Consider the following 22,435-nt stretch of genomic DNA (forward strand, 5'->3'; position numbering starts at 1 on the left):
TATACGCAAGCGCAGAGGGACGACACCGTCCTGAGAGCAGGTGGTGCGGGGTGTGACTGGTTACTCGCCGATGGAGGCCAGTACGGCCCCGGCGGAAACCGTGTCACCCGGAACGGCACTGAGTCCGGACACCACGCCGGCGCAGTGAGCCGTCAACGGCTGCTCCATCTTCATGGCCTCCAAAACCACAATCAGATCACCCTCGGCCACGATGTCACCCTCGGCGACGGCCACCTTGACGATGGTTCCCTGCATGGGGGAAATCAGATCTGCGCCAGAGGTCGCGGCGGCGGCGGTGCTGCGTGAGGTCGAACGCTTCTTCTTGCGCGTCTTGCCGTTGCCGCTGGCCGAAACGGTGCCCATGGATGCCGGAAGCACCACCTCAAGGCGCTTGCCTCCGACCTCAACGGTGATGGCCTGACGCTCGGTGTCCTCGCCCGGAGTACCAGCCGTGGCGGGATCCCATGCCGGGATCTGATTATCGAACTCGGTCTCGATCCAGCGCGTGTGAACGGTGAAGGCTCCGGCAGCCGGAACAAATGCTGGATCCGCCATCACGGCGCGGTGGAAGGGCAGAACCGTGGGCATGCCTTCGATCTGGAATTCGGCCAATGCGCGGCGTGCCCGGGCTGCTGCCTGATCGCGCGTGGCACCGGTGACGATGAGCTTGGCGATCATCGAGTCGAAGTTCCCCGAGACGGTTTCACCGGCCTCAACACCCGAGTCGATGCGGACTCCCGGACCGGTGGGCAGTGCCATGGTGGTGATGGTGCCCGGTGCCGGCATGAAGCCGCGGCCAGCGTCCTCGCCATTGATGCGGAACTCGAAGGAGTGTCCGCGGATCTCCGGGTCCTCATAACCCAGGGCCTCGCCACGCGCCAGTCGGAACTGTTCGCGGACCAGGTCGATGCCGGAGACCTCTTCAGAAACGGTGTGCTCAACCTGCAGGCGGGTGTTGACCTCGAGGAAGGAAATGACGCCATCCTGGGCCACGAGGAACTCGCAGGTGCCGGCTCCCACGTAGTTTGCCTCGCGCAGGATCGCCTTGGACGCGTTGTAGAGGCGCTCGGTCTGCTCTTGGGTGAGGAATGGCGCGGGGGCCTCCTCCACAAGCTTCTGGTTGCGGCGCTGGAGCGAGCAGTCGCGGGTGGAAATCACCACGACGTTCCCGTGCGCGTCGGCCAGGCACTGGGTTTCTACGTGGCGTGGGGCGTCGAGGAAGCGTTCGACGAAGCACTCGCCGCGGCCGAAGGCGGCAATGGCCTCGCGGACGGCGGATTCGTACAATTCGGGGATTTCTTCGCGGTTGCGCACCACCTTAATGCCGCGCCCACCTCCGCCATAGGCGGCCTTGATGGCCAGCGGCAGTCCGTGGGTATCGGCGAAGGCCAGCACCTCTTCGGTGGATTCAACGGGGTTCTTGGTGCCCGGAACCAGCGGTGCGCCGACCTTTTCGGCTAAGTGACGGGCCTGAACCTTGTCGCCGAGCTGGTCGATGGCCGCCGGTGAGGGGCCGATCCAGGTCATTCCGGCGTCGATGACCGCCTGGGCGAACCCGGCATTCTCGGCCAGGAAGCCGTAGCCCGGGTGCACCGCGTCGGCGCCGGAGCGCTTGGCCACGTCGATGATCTTGTCGATGTCGAGGTACGACTCGGCGGCGGTGGAACCACCCAGTGCGTAGGCCTCGTCGGCCAGACGGGAATGCAAGGCATCGCGGTCCGGGTCGGCGTAGACCGCAACCGATCCAATGCCCTCATCACGGGCGGCGCGGATGATGCGTACGGCGATTTCTCCGCGATTGGCGATGAGAACCTTCGTCAACTGACTCATGGCAGGTGCTGTCTCCTTCAAATAAGCTCTTTTGGAGCCTACCTGCGTTTGTGGGAACTACACCCACAAAACGCCCGGTGTCGGGAGGAAGTCGCGATTTCTTTGTAGGAGTCCTACAAGTTTCTGCCACTGGAACCCGATGATGGATCCCCGGACTCGGGCTACTGCTTCGCCGTCGTATTGGCGATGGCGGCGAGCGCCGCAAGGTGCTGCTCCCAGGTCCCGCGGCCCGCAACCGTCAGCGACAGCCAGGTGCGTGGGCGCTTGCCCACGAAGCCCTTGCGGATCTTGACGATGCCAGCCGCCTCGAGGTGCGAGGCTTGGCGGCTGAGGACCGAATCGGAGACCTGGAGGTGGTCCCGGACTATCGCAAATTCGCTCTCGTCGGTCCCGGCGATGGCTGCAACCAACGAGAACCGGACCGGATGCCCCAATTCATCGCTCAATTGGTGACGCGGGTGGTTGAGCTCGGTCATTTTTGTGCTTCCAGCCAGGCACCGATCACCGAGTTGAGGGTGATGGCACCGGCAATACAGAGCGTAAACCAGAGCTGGTTCACCGCCACGGTGGTGCCCAGAGCAACTCCGATAACCCAAAGTATTGCCCAGATGCTCATGAAGCTGAGCCAGCGCTTGCTGAATCCGCGCTTCGTGGAGCGCCCAAAGACCAGCATCATCACCATAAAGATGCCCAGCCAGGCCAGCATCGCGAGCAGCGGGACAACGATGAGGGACTGATCAAAGCGGCCGACGAGCCAGAAGGAAATCAGTGACAGCGAGCTGATGGCACCAAGTCCCAGCAGCATGCAAATGTGCGGCCAGCTGGCCCCGGTGCGCGCTGCGGCCCCAAGTCGTCCGGCCTCCTGCAGCATGGCAGCAGCCGCCTGCGCGGAGGGCTGGGTCGATTCGGTGCTCATTTTTGCGCCCTCTTCCTGGCAGCAACGGAGGTGGAAACCCAGAGCGCGCCGAGCATGGCCGCCACCGATGAGCTCATCACCAGCAGTCCGGCGGTGGAGCTGATCAATCCGTAGATGAACAGTCCGACCATGCAGGCGATGCCCATGGCAAAGCCGATCCAAGCGAACTGTGCTCCGTTGACGCGCTGCGTGTTGTTCATGATTGCCTCCCTGGTGGTGGTGTGACTCCAGCTTAGAAAGTACTTTCCAAATTGACAAGTACTTTCCGAAAAGTTTTCACACGGCCATCCTCGACAGCAACCATTAGCAACCCGCAGCCCACCGCAACACCACGCGGCCCTGTTGGTACCGCGGAAATTAACTCGGACGTTAACGCAGAAGGGGCCAGCACCGGATGCGATTGATCCAGATGCTGGCCCCGAGGAGCTAGGCGAGGGTGCTTAGACCCACACGTCGGAAACGGACAGGCCGGTTTCTGCCAAAAGTTCGCGCAACGTGGAGACGTTGAGTCCGATCACGTTCTGCGCATTGCCCTCGATGCTTCGGATGAAGGCTGCCCCGCGACCATCGATGGTGAAGCCACCGGCGCACGGCAGCGGTTCTCCGGTGGCCACATAGGCGGCGATCTCATCGGGAGTGACGGACTCAAAATTCACGATGGTGGAGGAGAGCGCGCCGATGGTGGCACCTGTGCCACCGTCCCCGTCTTCCTCACTGCGGTTATCAATGAGCCAGTGCCCGGTGTGCAGGATGCCCGATTTTCCGCTCATGACTTCCCAGCGTGCGGTGGCCGCCTCGGCGGTGTACGGCTTGCCATAGGCGACACCATCAAATTCGAAGACGGAATCACAACCCAGTACCACCGCGCCGTCGGCGTCCTCCGCTGCCGCGACATCCTCGGCCTTGGATTTGGCCAGCAACAGCGCGGTGTCCGCCGGGTTCAACTCCCCAAAGCGCTCCACCGCCTGGGCCAGGACCGCGTCCTCATCAACGGAAGAGACCTGCACCGCGAAGTCGATGCCGGCATCACGCAGGACCTTGGCCCGCCCCGGGGATGCCGAGGCGAGGACCAACAGGGGCAGTTCATCGGGATTCTCGATCTCCCCGCGCGGATCAGGTGCCTCGGAGTCGGAGAGCGGGGCTGCGGGGACGGTCTGCTTCAGATTCTGGCTCATGCATCAACCGTATCTCGCGCGGACGGGCCCTGAGTCCCGGACTCGGTGGTGGGTTGGTGCTGCTGCTCAACCAGCGCATTGATCTTCGTGCCCTCCACATCCACGTCCGGCAGGATTTTATCCAGCCAGCGCGGGATGTACCAGGCCCGGTGACCCAAAAGGTGCATGATCGCTGGGGTGAGCGTCATGCGCACGATGAACGCATCAAAGAGCACGCCGATGGCCAACGAAAAGCCGATGGCCCGGATCATCGTCAGGTGCGAGAAAACAAACCCGGCGAAGACCGATGCCATGATCAGCGCCGCGGCGGTCACCACCGGGGCCGCGTGAGCGAAGCCCGAGCGCACCGCCGCCCGAGCCGGCTGCCCATGCGCAAATGACTCACGCATACCGGCCACCAGGAACACCTGGTAATCCATGGCCAGCCCAAAGAGGATGCCGGTGAGCAGGATCGGCAGGAAGCTCATGATGGGCCCCGGTACATGCACGTCAAACACGTTGCCCAGCCAGCCGAACTGGTACACGGCAACCGTCGCGCCAAAGGCCGCGGCCAGTGACAGCAGGAAGCCGACGGTGGCCAGCAGCGGGACCACGATGGAACGGAAGACCAGCAGCAGCAGGATCAGCGAGAGCCCCACCACGATGCCGATGTAGGGCGGCAACGCCTGAGTCAGCTTTTCCGAAACGTCGACCTGGGCGGCAACCTGACCCGTGACCGCGATGTGCGCACCGGTGGCCAGTTCGATCTCACCCGCCGCGTCGCGCAACTGGTGGACCAATTGCTCGGTTTGCTCACTGGAAGGCCCGGCGGCGGGGATGATCTGGATGGCGCCGAGGTTGTGTGTCTCGGTCACCTGCACCGGAATCGCCGCCACGACCCCATCGATTCTGCGTAGTTCGTCGGCCACATCGAGGTTTGCCTCATCGGCGCCGCGGGCATCAAGCCCACCCGGCAGATCCGCCAATACCAGTAGGGGTCCGTTGTAGCCGGCACCAAAGGCGTCGCTCATCTGCTCAAACGCCTTGTAGGCGCCGGAGTCCACGGGCTCGGCACTGCCATCTGGAAGAGCTGTGCGCAGCTGTGTGGCGGGCAGCGCCACGATGACCAACAGGGCGATGCTGGCCAGAGCAGCAATCCATGGACGGCGGGTGACCAGTGCTCCCCAGCCGCGGTTGCCCGCGTCATTGGTCGGCAGTTGCGCGCCATCTTCGGTGGATTCGTTGGCCGTGGTGGCCGCCGCGGCTCGGGCCCAGGCCCGCTTGGAGATCAGGCGCGTGCCGATGATGCCCAGCATGGCCGGGGTCAGCGTGATGGCGATGAGTACCGCCATCATCACGGTGAACGCGGCGGAAAGCCCCAATACCGAGAGGAACGGGAGTCCCGGGACGGTGAGTGCGGCCAGCGCAATGACCACGGTGAGTCCGGCGAAGACCACCGCGTTGCCACTGGTGCCGGTGGCCCGGGCGATGGATTCGCCCAGCGGCACACCCTCGAGCAGCTGCCGGCGGTGCCGGTGCACAATAAACAGTGAGTAGTCGATGCCCACCGCGAGCCCCAGCATCAGTGCCAGCGCGGGGGTAATGGAGGCCATCTCGATGAGCGAGGAGAACGCGAGCGTTCCGCCCACCCCGGCTCCCACACCCAACACGGCCATCAGTAGCGGCAGACCGGCGGCCACGAGGGTGCCCAGCATGAGCAGCAGCACCGCTGCGGCAATGGCCAGCCCGATGATCTCCGCTGCGCCAAAGAGGGAGGAGAGGTCCTGGAGGATCTCCTTGGAGAAGAGCACCTCAACACCCGCTGCCTCAGCTCCGGCGGAAATGGACTGGATTGCGGTGCGATCGGCGGTGCTCAGCGAGTCAGCGGAGCCAACAAAGGTCACGTTAGCCACCGCGGTGGAGCCATCGGCCGAGACAAAACGCATTCCCGATGTCGCACCGGCCTGACGGGTGGCGAAGTCCAACTCGGCGCGGCCGGTTTCTAGATCCTTGGCGCCTTGTTCGAGCTTCGCTTCGGCGTCGGGCAGTGCCGCGGTCTTCTCATCAATCTCTTTTTGCCCGGCGACGAGCTTGGCCTGGTTCTCCTCGATGGTTTTTTCTCCGGCCGCCAGCTTGGCGGCGTTGGCATCAATCTCCGCCTGCCCGGCGGCCAATTGTGCTTTTCCGTCGGCGATGGTGGCGGCCGCATCCTGAACCTTGGCACGGCTCGCGCGCAGTTCCGCGGCGCCGGCATCCAGCTTCGCCTTGGCCGCGGGGAGCTTGGCGGCGGCACGTTCGAGCTCGGCGCGCTTCGCCGACAGGGTCTTCTCGCCTGCTGCAAGTTCCTTCGCCCCGGCATCAAGTTTCACCTTGGCCGCATCAAGAGTGCTGAGTCCGGCGGTGGCCTTGGTGATTTCGCTCAGCGCCGCGTTGGCCTTTTCCTGCGCGCCGACCAGGGTCAAACGCTGCTGGCTCAGGGTGGTGATGGTGGTTTTCTGCGTGGCGATTTGGGTTGTCAGCGCGGAAATTTCGGCTGCGTCCTGTTGCTCGGCGGGCAGCTCGGTGGCTGCCTTGAGCTTGTCCTCTGCCGTTTTCTGCGCGGCCTCTGCCGCGCTGATCCCCGCATCAACCTGCTGCAGCCCGGCGGTGGCTTTGCTCAGTCCGCTGGTGGCTTCGGCCTTCCCCGCGCTGAGCTGCTTGTCTAGAGTGGAGCGGTCCTTGCCCTGCAAGATGGCGGCAAGGCCCTGCGTATATTGCTCTTCACCGCTCTTGAGTTCCTTGGCGCTGGCGTTGAGCTTGGCTTCGCCCGCCTTCAGCGCACTGCGCCCGGCCTCAACTTGGCTGCGACCACTTTGGTATTGGCTGTTGCCCGCATCCCAGGTTTTTTGCCCATCGGCCAGTTTCTTTTGCCCTTCGGCCAGTGTCGCGGCACCGGCGGCTAGTTTTGCCGCTGAGGCATCAAGCGTGTCTTGCCCGGTGGCCAGCGCACTCTTGCCCGCAGCGAGTTCGGTCTTGGCGGTGCCGAGCTGCACGCGGCCGGAATCCAGGTCGTCCTGAGCCTTCTTCAGCGCTACCTTGCCGTCGGCCAGGGCCTTGGTGCCATCGGCCAGCTCCTTGGCTCCAGTATCGAGCTTTTTCTGCCCATCCTTGAGCTTCGGGGTGGCCTCATCAAGCTGGGCCTGTAGCTCAAAGGGCTTGCGGACCTCGGCGATGGGGGACTGATCGGCAAGATCGTCCAACGAAGCCTCGATGGCCCGGTGCTGTTGCGTATTTAGCGCGCTGCCGTCGGTGGAGCGGAAGACGATGGAACCGGTGCCGCCGGCCAGGTTGGGCATCTCGACCTTCATCCGATCCAGCGTCCGTTGCGTCTCGGTGCCCGGGATGGTGAACGTATTGGACAGTTTGCCCATGAAGGCACCGGCGCTCAGCCCGATCACCAGCAGCACAACACTCCAGGCGGCCACAACGGCCCAGCGCCTTCGGTAGGCCAGCGCGCCCAGACGGTAAAGGAAGGTAGCCATGGTGCTCTTAGGCCTTTCGTAGGTGCGCGGCACGCTGTTGGAGGGAGGGGAAGCCGTCGCGCAATTGCGCGATGGCGTCTGCGAGGGTGGTGCGCAACATGTCGATGCGCAGGCCGTCGGTGGGATCTGGATTTTCTTCCAGCTCGCGAGCCCACGTTGTAAACGCTGCCTTGCCCGCGCCCACGATGCAGTGGGCGAAAACTGACGCCGCCAGCTCCGTGCCCTGCGGTGCCCTGGCGATGATCAGCTCGGTGAGGGAATCGGTGCAGTTTTCCCACGCTTCGAGCTGCACCCTGGCCATCTGCGAGTGGGTGTTGATGTGCAGGCAGAGCTCCGCCATGGGCTCTAGCAGCTTGGGGTCAACCAGGGATTTGACCACTGTGACGGCAGCGGAGAGCAGGTCGATATCGGTGTCCAGCTCATCCAACACGGCCACGGCGTTCTCTAACAGGCGCTTGGTGGGTTCGTTGAGCGCTGCCTCGATGGACGCGAAGTAGTTGAAGAAGGTACGCCGCGAGACGTTCGCCGCTTCGGCCACGGATTCGGCCGTCAGTGACTCATATCCGTGGGTTTGAAGTTGGTGGAAGGCGGCGTCAACAATGGCGGCGCGCGTCGCGGTCTTATTTAGTTCGCGCCGTGTAGGCGCTGAAGTATCGGGAGAACTCACATTTATACACTACGTGCAAACTTGCATGCCGTGCAATTTTCTAGGCGATTCGGTTCCAGACGATTTCCGGGGCTTCCTATATCCAGCCAGGAGCTGGCTCTCCCCGGCTGCCGCACGCAAACCGCCCAACTCCACCATCGGTTCATCCTTGGGGAGCATAAAACGCGTGCCGCACCGATGAATCACCAATCCAAGGCCAATAACCGTGCGGCTCTAGATGCAGCAAAGGCCAGCTAGACCAGGATTGCCCCGCACCCGGCGGGGGAACAATCTTGGTGTAGCTGGCCTGAGTGAAATTCTGAGCTAAGACTCAGTTCCGGTAGCGCCGCGATAGCTCGCGGCACCGGCGGAACTAGGAGAGATGTGCGGGCTCCTTAGACGAGGTGAGATCGTCGGGGCCTGCCGGGGTATGGCCCTGCTTGAATTCGTCACTAAACGGATCGCCCTGACGAGGTGCGTTGTAAAGGGCCTCGTCGAGAATCCCTTCGCGCTTGGCCACAATGGTGGGTACCAATGCCTGACCTGCGACGTTCACCGCGGTGCGGCCCATGTCCAAGATCGGATCGACGGCCAGAAGCAGTCCAACACCTTCCAACGGCAGGCCGAGGGTGGACAGCGTCAAGGTCAGCATGACCACCGCACCGGTGGTTCCGGCGGTAGCCGCCGATCCCAGCACCGAAACCAGGGCGATCAACAAGTAGTCGGTCAGTCCCAAATTGATGCCGAAGAACTGGGCCACGAAGATCGCGGAGATCGCGGGGTAGATGGCGGCGCAGCCATCCATCTTGGTGGTGGCGCCCAGCGGTACGGCGAAGGAGGCGTAGCCGGCCGGCACGCCAAGGTTGCGCTCGGTCACGCGCTGGGTCAGCGGCAACGTGCCGATGGAGGAACGGGAGACAAACGCCAGCTGCACCGCCGGCCAGACACCGGAGAAGTACGCCTTGATGCTCAGGCCATGGGAACGAACCAGTACCGGGTAGAGCACAAAGAGCACCAGAGCCAGACCGATGTAGATCGCCACGGTGAATTTGCCCAGGGCGCCGATGGTGTCCCAGCCGTAGGTGGCCACGGCGTTACCGATCAAACCCACGGTGCCCAGTGGGGCCAGACGAATGATCCACCACAGGACCTTCTGGATGACCGCGAGAATGGCGGCGGAGAAGTCCAAGAACGGACGTGCCGCATCCCCGACCTTCAGTGCCGCGACTCCCACGGTGATCGCGATGACCAAAACCTGGAGCACGTTGAAGCTCAGTGCGGTGCTGATGTCCCCGGTTTCGGAGACCTTGTTGGTAGCGCCCAGGCCCAAGAAGTTCGAGGGGATCAATCCGATGAGGAACGACCACCAGTCACCGGTGCGTCCCTCGTATGCGGGAGGGGCGCTTTGTCCGGTTCCGGCTCCCGGGCGCAGCACGGTGCCCAGCACCATGCCGATGACCACGGAGATGGCCGAGGTGATGGCGAACCACAGGATCGTCTGCCAGGCCAGGCGTGCCGCATTGGTGACCTTGGCGAGGTTCGCGATCGATGCGACAACAGCGAAGAAAATCAGCGGGATGACCGCGGCCTTGAGCAGCGAGATGTAGCTCGTGCCGAGGGTTTCCAGCGTGATGCCCAGACCGGTTTTGGTGTCCTCGGTGTGGCCGGTGTACTTGGCCAGCAGACCTAGTCCCAGTCCCAAGATCAGGGCGATGATGATTTGCGGGCCGAACGCGGTCGCCCAGCTGGGGATGCGCCGCGTGGGCGTCTTCTCGGTGGTAGTCACCTAAAGAAATTAGGCGGCGGTCCATACCAAAGGACAGTCAACATTGAGCAATGTTACGCAGGAGCCGTCAAATCGACGCAAAAGGGCGGTTTCTGTGACGAGTTCCATAGCCAAGCCCGCCGGTGTTAAGCTGGGCCTTCAACCACTCTGTGAAGTTTATCAATCACCTAACTTCGTAGCTGGCAAGCAGCTGTCGGTGCAACGCGAAATGGGGTAGCGGATGTCGTGGGGAATGAAGCGAGACACTCTGTCCCGGCCGCGGCTTGATGCCTTGCTTGACGATGCCGTCACCTCCTCGATCGTGATCGTTCGCGGCGCCCGCGGATCCGGTAAACGTGTTGCGGTGCGCGACTGGTTATCCCGCCGCGATCCCGGAGCCACACTCTGGAGCTGGATTGAATGCGACACCGTGGAGCATTCAATCCCCGAGACCATCGAGCGTCTGTGCGCGGCCTCCTCGGATCCCGAATCACACCTCGTGGTGCTTTCGGGATTTAGCTCCCTGCATGAACATCAGCTCTCGGCCCAGATTCAGGATTTGCTCCGGGACAATCCGTATCGTCGTGTGGTCCTACTGAGCTGTGAATATCTTCAACTGGAACGTCAGCGGACGATGCTTCCGATCAGCATTTCCGTCGTTCCACCGCATCAGATCTCCTTCACCGAGGAAGAAACCGCCAGCTACCTTGCCGGCACGGCCTTGGAGCACCTGGCACCGCGGCTTTCCAAAGACCTCGCTGGCACCCCGCAGCTGTTGCGTATGGCCAAGCTTCGAGCAGAAACGATGCTTGCGCCGGCATCGGCGCCGGGGGGACTCAAATCAGCTAAACAAGCATCCCCCTTGCTGGGCGTCTCGGCGACCCTGCGGGAGCTGAGCACCGAGGAGACGGACTTCTTATTTGCGGTCCACGGGGCAGTTGATCGTGATCTAAAACAGCAGCTCGACCAGGAGGTTTTTGCCCCCGGGCAGCTCGAATTCTTGAGTCTGCTCGCGGTGCCCACCACGGTGCCATTGGCGTTGCTGCCCGCACTGGTTCAGGGGCACAATGCGGAACCATCGGCCTGGCTGGCCGATCTGGAAGCCCGTGGCATGATCTACCGCTCGTCGCGTAACCCGGAGGAGGAATATTGCCTGCACCCGGTGCTGCGCCGCGTCCTGATCGGTTCCTATCTGGCCAAAGATGCACCCCGATTGCGCGAGCTACATGAGATATGTGCGCGCTTCGAAATGCTTCACGGTTCAGCCTTCCGGGCCTTACGACATGCGTTGACAGCACCGAATCACCAGCTGGCCTCCGATGTGTTGCGCATGCATGCGGATGAGTATCTTGATGGGGAGCTTGGTACCCGCGGGGCGGCGCTCCTTGATGACTTGCCACGCACCGTGTTGGCCCGGTACCCGTTGCTGGCCATCTGCCTCGCCGTCGCCTACAGTTCCACGGGCAAGTTCAAGCTCAAGACGGTGGAATTGCTGGCCTTGGCCGCTGCCGGAGCGCGCACGGTGGCCCGCAAGGCGCCGCCGCCGGACCGACTGGTGCTGATCATGGTCGAATCCGTTGCCATGCGCCTGAGCGGCGTGGGCGATGCATCGGTGCGCTGTGCCCGCAGTGGCATTGCCCTGTATCTGGAGATGACACCGGGGCAACGTGATGCCATCGGTCCCTTTGAGGGTGCTCTCTTGATTCAACTCGCGCTGGGGCTGTATTCCGGTGGTATTGACGAGGAAGCTGCCGTCGCCGCCGAATTGGGAGTTGCCGCCGATGTGCGCCAAAACCGTGCGGGTAATGATCATTTTGCCGCTTCGGTTCAGGCGTTCCTCTATGCCCTGAGCGGGGATATTCACCGGGCCACGGAGCTCTTAGCCGAGGCAGCACCGGAACATTGGGCCAGTACGTCGGCGAACCCGTACTTCGCCAGTCCGTTTAGGGCAGCCTCCTTCCTATGCGCCATGGAGTCACAGCATTTCGAGGATGCGGCCCGGTGGCTAGAGCTGTTGCGTATCGACCAGCACAACAACGAGTTCTGGCCCGTTATTCGCTGGGCCGAGACCATGCTGGCCGTGGTGAATGGCGAAACCACTGACTCGCTGGTGCGCATGCAGGGCTATTTGGCGCGTGAACGTGAGCAGCCCGTCGCGCCGAAGTCGGGGCGTCAATTGCTCGCCGCTGCTTCGAGCCTATTAAGTTTGGCGGTGGGTGACCCCACCAACGCCTTTAAAGCCACCATAAAATCGACGTCGTCCCCGGCCCGGGGGCTCCTGCAAGGTAGGGTGCGACTGGCTCAGGGTGATGCCGCCGAGGTCCTGCGGCTATGCACCGCCGTGGGACTGCCCGTGCAGCCACGGGCACGCTTTGAGCAGGCCGTTCTGGTTCTCGCGGCGAGCCTGCAGCAAAACAACCGTTCTGCCATCGGTGGGGCCATGCGCATGGTCGCCGCACTGAGCAAGGAATACGGCTTGGGCAGTGCGCTGAACCTTCTGCCCGCCCCGGATTTGGAGCGGATTCTTTCCGAAGCCAGAACGATGCGCGTTGAGCTGATCATTGACCCCAATACAGTCGCTAATATTCCCGGTGGTTTAGGCAGGACGCAATTAACCGCGCGGGAGCTTGCAGTACTGGCCGAGCTGGTGGAGAGCGGAAGTACCGCTGAGATCGCGGAGCGCCAGTTTGTGTCCGTCAATACGGTCAAAAGTCAGCTGCGCAGCATCTATCGCAAGCTCGGAGTCTCGGATCGGACGGCGGCGCTAGACGCGGCGCGGGTACAGGGCCTGGTGACCAGCAAAGACGTCGAAGGGCTGGATTAGTTCCGCCCGGACGTGGCTGTTCTCCGGAATAGATGAGATTCGGGCGGTCAGCACCGCTGGGCTGGGGATTGGATTTCCACCATGGTGCGACTCGGAATAATCCCCCCACGCATCGATGCAGCCCCCAAGCATTGCATCCATACCGTCATCCGAACAGTCCGGCGTCTGGCGCCTTCGTACATGAAGTGGAGTTATCCGCTGAACTGGATCGTGGTCGCTTCAACGTAATTCGTGGTGACAATCCAAACTATTGCATGTTTTTCGTTGTGGTAATCAGGGGATTAGGTGGATTCACCCTCGCGTTCACCCTCTGTGCGGGGCATCTGCAAAGCGTCCACTGTTCAGTATTAAAGCTGTTGAAGAAAATGCGTCAACATCGGGGGGAATGTTGCGCGACGAGCTGTGCTCCGTGGTGATCTGTGTACCGGGGGCTGGGTCCCGATTGGTTCGGGACCCAGCCTTCGATGTTAATGCGCGATTAGCCCAGCAGTGCCCGCTTTAGGGTGTCAAGACCGACTGAACCGACGCCCAGTGCCTGGGTGTGGAAGGCCTTGAGATCGAAGTCGGCCCCTGCGCTCGCGGCACGTTCGTCGCGGATTTGCTCCCAGAGGCGCTGCCCGACTTTGTATGCGGGGGCTTGGCCCGGCCAACCCAGGTAGCGCGTGAATTCAAACTCCAGTTGGCCGGCGGAGATGTCCAGATTTTTCGACAGGAAGTCGAAGCCGCTTTCGCTGTCCCAGGTCCCGGAGCCCCAGGCTGCGGGGATCTCCAATTCGAGGTGGACGCCGATGTCGAAGACCACCCGGGCGGCACGCATGCGCTGGGCATCAAGCATGCCCAGGTAGTCACCCGGGTCTGAGAGGAAGCCCAGATCGCGCATGAGCCGTTCGGCATACAGCGCCCAGCCTTCGCCATGACCCGAAACCCAGCAGGCGCTCCGGCGCCAGTCATTAAGCGTATCTCGGGCCATGACTGCGGTGGCCACCTGCAGGTGGTGGCCCGGAACACCCTCGTGATAAACGGTGGTGAGCTCGGCCCAAGTGGTGAACTGTTCCTCACCCTCGGGAACCGACCACCACATGCGTCCCGGACGGCTAAAGTCCTCCGACGGGCCGGTGTAGTAAATGCCACCCTCCTGAGTCGGGGCTATCATGCACTGGATCTTGTCCATGGGAGCGGGGATGTCGAAGTGTGTTCCGGCCAGTGCGGCCAATGCCTCATCGGACTTCTGTTGCATCCAGCGCTGCAGCGCATCGGTGCCGGCCAGCTGGCGGGCTGGATCCTGATTCAGGATGAGTTTGGCTTCTTCAATGCTGGCGCCCGATGAGATCTGGTCGGCGACGCGTTGCTGCTCCTTGATGATGGAGTCCAGTTCTTCCACGCCCCACGCGTAGGTCTCCTCCAGATCGACCGCTGCACCCAGGAAGCGACGGGACATCAGCGCGTAGTATTCGCGTCCCACGGCATCCTTCGTGGGGGAGGCAGGGAGCAGTTCATCTTCCAACACCGAGGCCAACAGTCGATAGGCGGCGTTGCAGGCCTCGGCGCCGGAGGTTAAACGCTCGGCGAGCTCCGGGGCCACCGCGGCACCGGAAGTGGACAGCGTTTCAAAGAATCCGCCGGATTTGGCGTAGTCACGTGCTTGGGTGATCACGATCTTTACCTGGCGGGCGGCCGAGTACTGACCCTTGGCTGCCGAATCGCGCAAAGCTGCGATGTAACCGGCCATGGCGGCGGGCAAGTTGTGCATGCGCTCGGCGATGAAGCCGTAGTCGGTGGCGGTTTCCTGGGGCATCAAATCGAAGATGGCGCGCAGCGACTGGGCGGTGGAGGCGATGTTGTTCAGCTCGGTTCGCTGCGTAGCGGCAATCTCAAGGTCCAGACCCAGACGCTCCTTCATGGCGTCGAGGGTGATTTCGTCCACCGCGTCAACCGGCTGTAGTGGTGCCAGCGCGGCCAGTGCTTCACGGGCGGCCTGAGTTTGAGCTTCGATACCGGCTGGCGAATAGTCGGAATATTCGGCCTCACGACCCGGCAGGCCTAACTCGGTGGCAAATTCGGGGATGAGTTCAAGCAGGCGGGCGAAATACTCGTTGGCGACGGTGTCGATGGCGCTGGGCGTGCGCGGGGAAGTGATGTCAGTCATAACTCCAACCCTAGCCGACGTGAAATAGATGTTGAAGGAAATTTCGTGATGGATTCGATGCCCGACGTGGTGAGGAACCCTCGAGTGCGACCTCGAAACGGGGCATGGGGAGAACTCACCATGGCAGGAGTTTGACCATCCTTTGTAGACTGGTGGGGTTCGACCCTTCCGCGGTGGGGCATCGCAGCCTGCGAATCCGGCTGATTCGTGAAATCACAGCAAGGAATGACCGCACATGGCAAAGACCAGTCGAGCCCGGTGGACAGCACCGTTGAAGGGCACCGCTTTTAAAGCGGTGGTCATTCCGGTGGTCGCCGCACTCGCCGTGGCTGGTGCCATCATCCACCCGGGATTCGAAACCGCGGACGTGGAATTGAACGACGGCGGCGTCTGGGTCACCAACCAGGCCGAGGGCAAGATCGGGCACATCAACTACCAGTCGCGCGTCATCGACGGCGGCGTGGTCACGCCGCTGCCGCGCTACGACCTGGCCCAGCATGCCGAACGGGTCTTTGTCCGCAACCTCGAACAGGCCTCACTGACCACCATCGACCCCGCCATGGTCCAATTCGCGGGTGACAATAACCTGCCCGCCAACTCATCCTTCTCCTTCGGCACCTCCGTCGTGGCGGTCACCGACGACGAGCACGGCACCGTGCAGGCCACCCGCGCGGAGAACATTTCGGAATTCTCCGGTGAGGGTGCCTTGCCGATCATCGAGTCCAACGGCGAGGTCGCCGCGGTGGTCGGGGCCGATGACACCGTATGGACCGTCGACTACCAATCAGGGGTGCTCGCCGCCCACACCATCGACGCCGAGGGCACCGCGCAGCCGCTCAGCGAGATCACCATCGAGGAATTGACCTCGATGGACAAGCCGCAGCTCAGCGCCGTCGGGGCGACCGGCGTGGTGTTTGATGCGGCTTCCGGCGACGTCTACACCTCCACCGGCGGGCATACCACTGTGGAGAACCCGACGAACGCCAAGATCCAGGCCCCCGGTCCTGGAGCACCGGGCGTGGCGATTGCCCTGGATAACGCGCTGGCCACGGTGTCGCTGGACGGGCGCGATGTGAACTACGAGCAGGTTGATACCGCCGGAACCCCCATCGAACCGGTACGCGTGGGTACCTGCACCTATGCCGCCTGGCAGACCAGCGCCCAGTATCTGCGCCACTGCGCGGACCCCGCGCAGAACCAGAACATGCCCATCCCCGAAATGCCTCAGGGATCCGAGCTGAAATTCCGGGTCAACCGTGACGTGGTGGTGCTCAACGACATCTCCACCGGACAGGTCTGGCTGATGAACGAGGGCATGGAGATCGTCAGCAACTGGAGCGATCTGGAACCGCCCAAGGGTGAGGGTGAGGCGAAGGAGGAAGAGACCAAGGAGATCACCGACGCCATCGAGCTGCCCAACCGCACCGAGAAAAACGAAAAACCGATCGCCGAGGACGACACCTTCGCAGTACGCCCCGGTCGGGCCACGCTGCTGCCGGTGCTCTACAACGATGTGGACCCCGATGGGGATCTGCTGCTGGCCGAGCTGGAAGGCGGCGGACCATCTTTGGGTGAGCTGCAGTCGGTGCATGACGGGACCGGCTTCCAGATCGTAGTTCCCAAGGACGCCAGCGGCACCGCACGATTCAGTTACACCGCCGCCGATGGGCGCGGTGGTACCGACACCGCAACCGTCAACCTCAAGGTCGTGGACGAAGACAGCAACGAGGCCCCGGAGCAGCAGCGCACCACCGTCCTGCAGGTCCGCCAGGGCGAATCGGCCAGCCGCAACCTGCTAACCGACTGGACCGATGCCGAGGGTGATGACCTGCGCCTGCTCGGCGGTACCAGCGAGGGCGACGACGTCATCCGGGTTCGCCCCGACGGCACCCTGACCTTCCAGGACGATGGCAAACGCATCGGGCAGAAGGAAGTCACGATCCAAGTTTCCGATGGTCGCGAAAGCACCAAGGGCCGCGTGCTTGTCGAGGTGCTGGCCGACACCGCCATCAAGCCGGTCACCGCGACCGATCACGTTCTCGCCCGCGTGGATGAGGCAACCAGCTTCGAACCCTTGCTCAACGATGTTGACCCCTCCGGGGGAGGGCTGCGTCTGGCCGGGGTGGACGACGTGTCCGGGCTTGAACTGAAGACCAACACGGAGACCGGTGCCGTCACCGTCACCGGAGATCGCCCCGGGACCTTCTACGCCGAGTACCTGGCCACCAACGGACCGGCCAGCGCACCGGGCTTGGTGCGCATCGATATTAAGGCGCCCGAGCCGAGCGACGCAGCCCCGGTCGCGGTGCGCGACATGGCGCTGCTGCCCTCCGGACAGGACGTGTTAGTTGACGTGCTGGGCAACGACTCCGACCCGGCCGGCGGCGTGCTGGTGGTCACCGGCGTGGAAAATAACCAAGAGGCTCCGTTCTCCACCAGCGTCGAACGCAATGCCCTGGTGCGCATCACCGACGTGCGCGGGCTGACCGACCCGACCACCATCAGCTACACCATCTCCAACGGTGCGACGGAAGCCACCGGCGAGATCCGAGTCGTGCCGATCCCCGCCCCGCCGCGCCTCGACCCGCCGCAGGCCAACCCGGATTCGGTGACGGTACGCGCAGGCGACGTCGCGACGGTGAAGGTGCTGGAGAATGACATCCACCCCAACGGCGGCAAGCTAGAGCTGGCCCCGGAACTTCAGGAGACCGAGGACCTCGGTGAGGGTTCACTGATCTCCGTCGCCGATTCCACGGTGCGCTTCCGCGCCGGGGACTTCGAGGGTAAACCGCGCCAGGTCTCCGCCGTATATACCGTCGCCGGGCCCGATGGCCAGGAGGCCAGCGCGAGTGTGACCTTCGATGTGCAGCCAGCGGCCGACGCGAACGACCTGGAGAAGAACACCCCGCCGAACCCGTTGCCGGTTCAGGGCCGGGTCTTCGCCGGCAGCAGCACCAGCGTGCAGGTGCCGCTGGATGCCATCGACCCCGACGGCGACTCGGTGTCGCTGGTCCAGTTCGGATCTTCGCCCCGCTTCGGGACGGCAAAAATTCGTGGCTCGGCCATCGACTACACCGCCAACAAGGATGCCTCGGGCACCGACGAATTCAGCTACATCGTGGAAGACCGGCTCGGCGCCCGTTCCACCGCCACCGTGAAGATTGGCATCGCTCCGCTCTCGGAGGCCAACAATCCGCCGGTGGCGGTGAACGACTTCATTACCGTGCGCCCCGAACGGCCCGTGGCCGTGGACGTGATGGACAACGACACCGATCCGGACGGCGACGCCCTGGCACTGCTCAGCGAGGTGGGCTCCGAGTCCTCGGTCAAGGCCGAGGTCATCGACGGGCGCGTGGTGCTCAGCTCCCCGCCGCAGAACGGCACCATCTCTGTTCGTTACCGCATCAGCGATGGGCGCGGCGGCACCGCCAGCGCCACCCTCACGGTCAAATCGGATCCCGAGGCTCGTCTGCTGGCCCCGATCGCCCGCGATGATCGCGTCTCGCTCGAGGAAGTCATCGAGAACGACGAAGTCACCGTCGACATCCTGCGCAACGACGAAGACCCCGACGGCAGTAGCGCTGACCTTGAGGTCAGCCTGCCCGATGAGCCGGCGGGTGTGGACATGGGCGAAAAGGGCCTCACCGTGCGCGTCGGCGCCGAACCCCAGGTCATCGCCTACAGACTCACCGACCCGGACTCTCTCACGTCAAATGCCTTTGTGCACGTGCCGGGTACCGGCGGAGCTCGCCCGATCCTGCGCAGCGGTCTGGCCCTCGAGGTCGAGGCCGGCCAGCTGCTGCCGCTGAAACTGCAGGATCTGGTGCTGGTGCGTGAGGGGCACAAACCCAGGTTAACCACCGAGGACGCCGTGAGCTCGATGCCGGCGAACGATGGCAACCTGGTCGTCTCCGCCACCGAGCTCTCCTTCCGGGCACCGAAGGACTTCTCCGGACCGGCAGCCGTGACCTTCGAGGTCACCGACGGGTCCGGCCCCGATGACTCCACGGGGCTGTCTTCCACGCTGAGTGTGCCGATCAACGTTAATCCGGCCCCGGGCAATGACCCGAACGAGCAGCGCGAGGGCCAGGGGCCCGAGGACGAACCCGAGGAAGAAGAGGTGGAGGAGGAAGAACAGCCGGATCCGGAAAACTTCCCGCCGACCCTCCAGGCCAATGCCCTAACTGTTGGCCAGGGTGGGGAACCGGCCGAGCTGGACCTGCGCATGGCCGCCAATGATGCGAACGAGGAGGATTTGCCCAAGCTCGCCTTCGCCCTCGGCGCGGTCGATATCCAGGGTGTGAGTGCAGAAATCGTTGACGGGCATACGCTGCGCGTTAGCGCGGCGGCCGACACCCCCAAGGGCACCCGCGGCACCGTGGCGATCTCGGTGAACGACGGGGTTAACCCGCCGACCACAGCCGCCATGGGCATCACCGTCACTGGCTCCACCCGGGAGCTGCCGGTCGCCGTCGCTGACAACATCGCCGACGCGGCCCAGGGTCGCACCGAGTCCGTCGACGTGCTGACCAACGATCACAACCCGTACGCCGATCAGGGGCCGCTGCGGCTGATCAACGCGCGCCCGCTGGATCGCGCCCAGGGTACCGTAGCGCTGCGCGGGGATAAGGTGGACATCACTCCGAGTGAGAACTTCGTGGGCACCATGCGGGTGGAATACACCATCGGAGATGTCACCGATGATGTCTCGCGCAATGTCATCGGCACCGTGACGCTGAACGTCAAGGGTGCCCCGAGTCCACCCTCGCTGCCCCGCGTGGAATCCACCGGCGATGAAAAAGCGGTGCTGACCTGGGGACCACCGGCGAATAACGGTTCGCCGATCACCCACTACACGGTCACCGGTGGCGGGCACGTGCAAAAGTGCGCAACAACCACCTGCACCATCACGCCCCTGACCAACGACACCATCTACAACTTCACCGTGACCGCCACCAACGCGGTGGGCGAATCGCCGGCCTCCCCGGCCTCCGCCGACGTCCGCCCGGACGTGGAACCCGAACAGCCCGGTGCCCCCACCGGGAAGGACGGAGACCAACAGGCCACCTTCAGCTGGAAGGCACCGGTGAGCCGCGGTTCGGCGATCCAGGGCTACACCCTGGAAATCTCCCCGGCCCCGGCCAACGGCATCACCCAGGTCTCCGGGATCACCGGCACCTCCTACACCTGGGCGGGGCTGAAAAACGGCACCGCCTACCAAACGCGGGTGCGCGCGGTGAACAAGGCGGCCAAGCCTTCACAGTTCAGCGCCTACTCCGCCTCCGTCACCCCGGCCGGTAAGCCCTTCGCCCCGAACGCTCCCACCGCGGTGCGCCAGGAATCGGCGATCGACGGAGGCGTCGTGGACGTGTCCTGGCGTGCCCCGGGTGCCAACGGCGCAGCGTTGAGCGGTTACACCGTGCGGGTCTACGAAGCCGCGACGCTGGTCAAAACCGTCTCCGGTATCCCGGCCAGCCGGCAGCGGCAGGCCGTTACCGGGCTGGGAACCGGTAAGTCCTATCGCTTCACGGTGCAGGCCAGCAACCGCGTTGGTGCCTCCGATCAGAGTCAGCGTTCCACCGCTGTCACCCCGTACGGACGCCCGAAGGCCATCGGCGCGCTCACTGCGCAGGCCACCGGAACCGATCGCATGGTCAGGCTCGACTTCACGGCGCCCGGCGCGAACGGCGCGCCGGTCACCGGCTACCAGTACTCCACCGACGGCGGAGCCTGGACGCCCTTCGGCGGCCCCGGCGGCACCATCGACACCGGAGCCAACGGTCAGGCCCACACCTGGCAGGTGCGCGCGCTGAACGCGGCCGGCCCGGCATCCCCGAGCCCGGCCAGCAACCAGATGAGCGCCTACGGTCCGTTGCGCGATAACGCGCAGATCGCCGCCACGCACGGGGACCACTGGATCAAATTCACTTGGAACGCCGCCGCCGGTGAGGCCAACGGGCGCACGCTCACCCACACTGTCACCGTCGATGGCAACAACACCGCCAACGACGGGGCCGAACGCCTGGAGAACCTGGGTTACTCCACCGCGCGAACGCTGAAGATCACCGCCAGCGACGCCGAGGGTCAATCCAAATCCTGGTCGAAGACCGAGCAGACCAACTCGAAGCCGGCGCGATCGGTGCAGCTGAGCCGTGGCCCGAACTACAACGGGTATCCCAACTCGACCTGCGCCCCAGACTGCTACAAGTACCACGTGGAGCTCTACGACTTTGACCCTGGGACCCACACCTACGAGGCCACCTGTTACCACTCCGGCGGGAACTTCGCCTCCAACCCGGTGACGATTGACGTTGGGCCCAAGGGCCGAGCCTCGGCGGACCTGCCCTGTGTGGTGGAACCCGGATACAAGTCGCCCTACTACGCCACGGTTGATGGCGTGGAATCGAATACCACCGGATTCTGACGCCGTCATCGGTGCAAAAACTTACGACGAGAAACAGGAGTCACATTTAATGACGATGACCAACGAGCAGGCCAGCTGGTTCGCCGACACCTTCGCCAAGTTGGTGGCCAACGTGGGCATCTCCGTGCTCGGCAAGGACGAGGTGGTGCGCATGGTGCTCACCGCACTGCTGGCCGAGGGCCACGTGTTGTTGGAGGACGCGCCCGGGACCGGCAAAACGATGCTGGCCCGCTCGCTCTCGGCCACCGTACAGGGGACCAACTCGCGCATTCAGTTCACCCCCGATCTGCTGCCCTCGGACGTCACCGGTATCACCATCTACGACCAGAAGACCCAGGCGTTCGAGTTTCACCGCGGTCCGATCTTCGCCAACCTGGTGTTGGCCGATGAGATTAACCGCGCCTCCCCGAAGACCCAGTCGGCACTGCTGGAGGTCATGGAGGAGAGCCGGGTGACGGTCGATGGGACCACCTACGCGCAGGCGCGCCCGTTCATGGTCATTGCCACGCAGAACCCGATCGAGCAGGCCGGCACCTACCGGCTGCCAGAGGCGCAGCTGGACCGCTTCCTGATCAAGACCTCCATCGGCTACCCGGACCGCGCCGCGACCGTCGAACTGCTCGCCGGCAGTTCGCAGCGTGACCGCTCGACCTCGGTGAGCGCCATCATCACCACCGAGGCCGTCGCCGACATGGCCGATCTGGCCGCCACCACCCACGTGGACCGGGGTGTGCTGGAGTACGTGGCGCAACTCTGCGAGGCCACCCGCGATGCGTCCGAGACCCGATTGGGTGTTTCGGTGCGTGGGGCGCTGGCGATGGTGCGCGCCGCGAAGATCTGGGCTGCCACCGAGGGTCGGAACTATGTGCTGCCCGATGACATCAAGGCGCTGGCCGCTGCGGTGTGGACGCACCGCCTGGTGCTAGACCCGGAAGCTGAATTCACCGGGGCCAGTGCCGAAGCAGTGATCGCCGATGTGCTGCGCACCGTGCCGGCACCGACCGGTCACGGCGGCAACGGCTCGGGCAGCGGCGCCAGCGGCGCTAACGGCACCAACGTCGGCAGCGTCGACTCCAGCGGCAATGGTGCGAACGGCGCCACCGGTGCCAGCGACCCCGCCGGCCATGGCGCCAACGGCGCCAACAACAATGGCGCCAGCGCTACGCGCAGCGGCCTGCGTGGCTTCCGCGCCCGCCGCGACAACAGTGC

The 22,435-nt window shown here is 63.9% G+C and carries 11 protein-coding genes and 1 pseudogene; 3 read left to right on the forward strand and 9 right to left on the reverse strand.

What is annotated here, in order from left to right:
- Nucleotides 1–60 precede the first annotated feature (60 nt).
- From HED64_RS12340 to HED64_RS12375, 8 genes are all read right to left on the reverse strand, one after another.
- On the reverse strand, nucleotides 61–1,830 hold the full coding sequence (locus HED64_RS12340) for an acetyl/propionyl/methylcrotonyl-CoA carboxylase subunit alpha (protein WP_168152286.1): 1,770 nt from the start codon (nucleotides 1,828–1,830) through the stop codon (nucleotides 61–63).
- A 161-nt stretch (nucleotides 1,831–1,991) separates the two neighbouring features.
- The gene (locus HED64_RS12345; RefSeq protein WP_168152287.1) at nucleotides 1,992–2,306 is read right to left on the reverse strand and encodes a winged helix-turn-helix domain-containing protein; all 315 of its coding nucleotides are present in this window, start codon (nucleotides 2,304–2,306) and stop codon (nucleotides 1,992–1,994) included.
- Nucleotides 2,303–2,746, reverse strand: coding sequence for a hypothetical protein (locus HED64_RS12350; protein ID WP_168152288.1), 444 nt, complete (start codon nucleotides 2,744–2,746; stop codon nucleotides 2,303–2,305). The genes HED64_RS12345 and HED64_RS12350 overlap by 4 nt, the downstream gene beginning before the upstream one ends.
- Nucleotides 2,743–2,946, reverse strand: a complete 204-nt coding sequence (locus tag HED64_RS12355; protein ID WP_168152289.1) for a hypothetical protein — start codon at nucleotides 2,944–2,946, stop codon at nucleotides 2,743–2,745. The genes HED64_RS12350 and HED64_RS12355 overlap by 4 nt, the downstream gene beginning before the upstream one ends.
- Nucleotides 2,947–3,186: 240 nt before the next feature.
- Entirely contained in the window at nucleotides 3,187–3,921 is a 735-nt protein-coding gene (locus HED64_RS12360; RefSeq protein WP_210149622.1) for a Maf family protein, read from the reverse strand.
- Complete coding sequence (locus tag HED64_RS12365) at nucleotides 3,918–7,421, reverse strand: MMPL family transporter (RefSeq protein ID WP_168152290.1); 3,504 nt, start codon at nucleotides 7,419–7,421, stop codon at nucleotides 3,918–3,920. The genes HED64_RS12360 and HED64_RS12365 overlap by 4 nt, the downstream gene beginning before the upstream one ends.
- A 7-nt stretch (nucleotides 7,422–7,428) precedes the next feature.
- Complete coding sequence (locus HED64_RS12370) at nucleotides 7,429–8,088, reverse strand: TetR family transcriptional regulator (protein WP_168152291.1); 660 nt, start codon at nucleotides 8,086–8,088, stop codon at nucleotides 7,429–7,431.
- Nucleotides 8,089–8,440: 352 nt separating this feature from the next.
- The gene (locus HED64_RS12375) at nucleotides 8,441–9,853 is read right to left on the reverse strand and encodes a dicarboxylate/amino acid:cation symporter (protein ID WP_342590719.1); all 1,413 of its coding nucleotides are present in this window, start codon (nucleotides 9,851–9,853) and stop codon (nucleotides 8,441–8,443) included.
- A gap of 232 nt (nucleotides 9,854–10,085) precedes the next feature.
- On the opposite strand from HED64_RS12375, the gene HED64_RS12380 reads away from it, so the two are divergent.
- Nucleotides 10,086–12,656: a helix-turn-helix transcriptional regulator gene (locus tag HED64_RS12380; RefSeq protein WP_168152292.1), complete on the forward strand. Its 2,571-nt coding sequence runs from the start codon at nucleotides 10,086–10,088 to the stop codon at nucleotides 12,654–12,656.
- Between the two features lie 478 nt (nucleotides 12,657–13,134).
- On the opposite strand, the gene HED64_RS12385 is transcribed toward HED64_RS12380, so the two are convergent.
- Nucleotides 13,135–14,802: a DUF885 domain-containing protein gene (locus tag HED64_RS12385; RefSeq protein WP_168152293.1), complete on the reverse strand. Its 1,668-nt coding sequence runs from the start codon at nucleotides 14,800–14,802 to the stop codon at nucleotides 13,135–13,137.
- A gap of 235 nt (nucleotides 14,803–15,037) precedes the next feature.
- Here HED64_RS12385 and HED64_RS12390 point away from each other — a divergent pair, with 235 nt between their 5' ends.
- Both HED64_RS12390 and HED64_RS12395 read left to right on the forward strand, forming a co-directional pair.
- On the forward strand, nucleotides 15,038–21,226 hold the full coding sequence (locus HED64_RS12390) for an Ig-like domain-containing protein (protein ID WP_168152294.1): 6,189 nt from the start codon (nucleotides 15,038–15,040) through the stop codon (nucleotides 21,224–21,226).
- Nucleotides 21,227–21,275: 49 nt separating this feature from the next.
- Nucleotides 21,276–22,226, forward strand: a pseudogene (locus HED64_RS12395) (AAA family ATPase); the annotation flags it as partial.
- Nucleotides 22,227–22,435: the final 209 nt, after the last annotated feature.

Origin of the sequence: Paeniglutamicibacter terrestris, from assembly GCF_012271785.1 — a bacterium.
Taxonomy (GTDB): Bacteria; Actinomycetota; Actinomycetes; order Actinomycetales; family Micrococcaceae; genus Paeniglutamicibacter; species Paeniglutamicibacter terrestris.

Excerpts from the sequence above, each read along its gene's own strand:
- HED64_RS12380 (WP_168152292.1), top strand. The coding sequence starts at position 10,086 with ATGAAGCGAGACACTCTGTCCCGGCCGCGGCTTGATGCCTTGCTTGAC.
- HED64_RS12355 (WP_168152289.1), bottom strand. The coding sequence starts at position 2,946 with ATGAACAACACGCAGCGCGTCAACGGAGCACAGTTCGCTTGGATCGGC.
- HED64_RS12350 (WP_168152288.1), bottom strand. The coding sequence starts at position 2,746 with ATGAGCACCGAATCGACCCAGCCCTCCGCGCAGGCGGCTGCTGCCATG.
- HED64_RS12365 (WP_168152290.1), bottom strand. The coding sequence starts at position 7,421 with ATGGCTACCTTCCTTTACCGTCTGGGCGCGCTGGCCTACCGAAGGCGC.
- HED64_RS12345 (WP_168152287.1), bottom strand. The coding sequence starts at position 2,306 with ATGACCGAGCTCAACCACCCGCGTCACCAATTGAGCGATGAATTGGGG.
- HED64_RS12340 (WP_168152286.1), bottom strand. The coding sequence starts at position 1,830 with ATGAGTCAGTTGACGAAGGTTCTCATCGCCAATCGCGGAGAAATCGCC.
- HED64_RS12360 (WP_210149622.1), bottom strand. The coding sequence starts at position 3,921 with ATGAGCCAGAATCTGAAGCAGACCGTCCCCGCAGCCCCGCTCTCCGAC.
- HED64_RS12390 (WP_168152294.1), top strand. The coding sequence starts at position 15,038 with ATGGCAAAGACCAGTCGAGCCCGGTGGACAGCACCGTTGAAGGGCACC.
- HED64_RS12385 (WP_168152293.1), bottom strand. The coding sequence starts at position 14,802 with ATGACTGACATCACTTCCCCGCGCACGCCCAGCGCCATCGACACCGTC.